This window comes from Olsenella phocaeensis, from assembly GCF_900120385.1.
GTDB lineage: Bacteria > Actinomycetota > Coriobacteriia > Coriobacteriales > Atopobiaceae > Olsenella_I > Olsenella_I phocaeensis.
The window spans coordinates 1-2,261 of record NZ_LT635499.1; the positions used below are offsets into that span (position 1 = coordinate 1).

General features: G+C 62.2%; 4 protein-coding genes. 1 reads left to right on the plus strand and 3 read right to left on the minus strand.

Features of this window, described 5'->3' with window-relative positions:
• Positions 1-124 precede the first annotated feature (124 nt).
• The 3 genes from BQ7388_RS13275 to BQ7388_RS09975 all read right to left on the minus strand — a co-directional run bounded on the left by BQ7388_RS13275 (position 125) and on the right by BQ7388_RS09975 (position 1,692).
• Positions 125-253, minus strand: coding sequence for a hypothetical protein (locus BQ7388_RS13275; RefSeq protein ID WP_268794052.1), 129 nt, complete (start codon positions 251-253; stop codon positions 125-127).
• Positions 250-1,065 carry a phage antirepressor gene (locus tag BQ7388_RS09970; RefSeq protein ID WP_072500541.1) on the minus strand — a complete coding sequence of 272 codons (816 nt, stop codon included), beginning with the start codon at positions 1,063-1,065 and terminating at the stop codon, positions 250-252. The genes BQ7388_RS13275 and BQ7388_RS09970 overlap by 4 nt, the downstream gene beginning before the upstream one ends.
• 399 nt (positions 1,066-1,464) lie before the next feature.
• Complete coding sequence (locus BQ7388_RS09975; protein WP_072500542.1) at positions 1,465-1,692, minus strand: hypothetical protein; 228 nt, start codon at positions 1,690-1,692, stop codon at positions 1,465-1,467.
• Positions 1,693-1,829: 137 nt separating this feature from the next.
• Between BQ7388_RS09975 and BQ7388_RS09980 the strand changes: the two genes are divergently transcribed.
• A complete protein-coding gene (locus tag BQ7388_RS09980) occupies positions 1,830-2,081 on the plus strand; it encodes a helix-turn-helix domain-containing protein (protein WP_072500543.1) in 252 nt (83 codons plus the stop codon).
• Positions 2,082-2,261: the final 180 nt, after the last annotated feature.

Genomic DNA, 2,261 nt, shown 5'->3' on the forward strand with positions numbered 1-2,261 from the left:
CCCCCCCCGCCACGGCGGCACAGCTCCGCGTCGCGCCAGTTGCGCAGCCTCGACGTGTCGGGCGGCACGTGCTGATTGCCGAGCACGACCTGCCCGGCGCGCCCCGAGTCGTAGAAGACGCCCACTAGGCCACCCCCTCGAGCAGTCCGGTTATCACGATGAGCACGCCGACGAGAGCGAGCGCGACGCCCTGGTGGCGGTCGAGAAACGTGTCCTCGCTGGCGAAGAGGTACGAGATGGCCCGGTTGCTCATCGCTCGTCCACCCCCTCCGAGTAGCGCTTGACGAAGTAGGCCTGCCCGCGCCCCGTTACCTTTGTGGTTCTGTTGATGGTCACGTGCCCGTCGCTGTGCGCGACCGCCGTCTCCTTGATGCGGAACAGCCCCTGCTCTACGTAGCGCTGAAGAGGGACGTTGCGGTTGCTCCCGCGCTTGCCGAGGAACCCGTCATCACGCAGCAGCTTGAAGAGCCTGTTCTGGCCGATGGTGAACCCGGACTGGGTGAGCATCTTGGCAAGCTCGCCGACGAGGCACGTCCCATCGCTTGCCGACACGGCGTCCGCGAAGAGGGCCTTCGGGCGCATCTCCTCTATCTGGGCCTTCTGGCGCTCGATGGTGCGCTGTGCGAGGAGCACCGCGCGGGCCATCGTCTCCTCGGGCGTCTCGTCGCGGGCCACCATGTACCCGCCGTCGCGTCGGATGGCTGGGAGGACCTCGTGGGTGACCCAGCGCTGGAAGCGCTTGACCCTGTCTTCCTTTTCCTTGCGCGTCGCACTTTGCTCTGGCGTCTCGTTGTTCGCCTTGCTTGGCACGAACGTCAGTATCAGCTTGTAGAACCCAGCCTCGTTGACCGTCGCGAGGTTCTGCACGCCTCCCGGGGTGTCCATATGCGTACACCCCTTCTCGTCATCGTCAAGAAGCTGCATCGAGCGGCTCCTGTTCGTGATGCCGATGGCCTCGCACACGTCCTTCGCCACGAACCACGGTTCGCCGTACTCGCCGCGCGTTATGCGGATTTCGCCGAACTCGGGATTGTTGAAAACCTGCGGTACAATCTCATCCGACATGCTGACCTCCTGTCCATGTCGTTGCCCGCCAGCTGTGCCAGCAGTTGGTGGGCTTTCCTTTGCTGCCTACGGGTGCATGACGCCTGGGGGGCCAGCAGAGCTGGCCCTGGTGCGCCGTGTGCTTGTGCGTTGGCCTCGGGTGGCCTGTCCGGCTGCGGACTGTGCCAGCTTCCAGGTGATGTGGAGTTGCGCCCGGTTGCTGCCGGTCCCCCGTGCGCCATGCGCCCGTCTGCCTCCGCACGCATGCGGGGGACTTGTCGTTCCTGGCCCGCATCCCGTCACCGGTTTTGACACCCCAGCGGCGCGAGTCGCTGCGCCTGGGTGCCTGCGGGCATGCCTGCGGTTGCCGATTGGCTTCGGTACCTACAGCGCTATTCGGCTTTCAAGGTGCGGGTTGTGCTAGATGACGTTCTCGGCGGCGAACTGGCAGATGCTGTTGAACAGGATGCCGACGTCGCCGCCCATCGCCTCTGCAAGGCGTCTCGCCTCGGTAACGGAAAGCTCGCTAGTTCCGCAGAGCTTCCTGTTGAGCGTCTCGGGAGTGCATCCAAGCTCGCCTGCAAGCCACTTCTTCGTCGCGTGGTGCTCGGCAAGCCATGCGCCAACAAGACCCTCAAGACTGTTCATGGGCTTTCCTCCTCTCGAAAACCTAGCGTTCGTTAGGACGGTTCCGATAGTAGCCTTACGTTCGTTAGGTTTCAAGTAAGAATTTACTCTTTTCCTAATTTTTGTTAGGATTCACGTAATAAAGAACGGAGGTCCAAATGGATATAGGGAGGGCCATTCGTGAGATAGCGACCGAGAGAGGCATGAAGCAGGTAGACATTTGCCGCCTGACTGGCATGAGCGACGCGCACATGAGCCAGATTTGGAACAGCAAGAAGTATGACCCGTCGGCAAGCGCCCTATTCAGAATCTCGGTCGCCCTTGACGTCGATGCCAACACGGTCATGTCTTTGGCCGAGCGGTATCAACACCCAAAGGACAAGCCACAGCAATCACCACCTAAGCAATGACCGACACGCTACTGACGTTGGCTGGCGCCGGTATAGAACACTAGTTCGTAGGTGGGACACAAGGACGGGAGATGGAGATGGGCGACGAGGAGAGGCTCGCGGAACTCAACGAGAAGCTGAACGAGGCAAGCAGGGCCGTCCAGGAAGCCAGGGCGTCCGAGTGGTTCGGGCGCGCGAGCC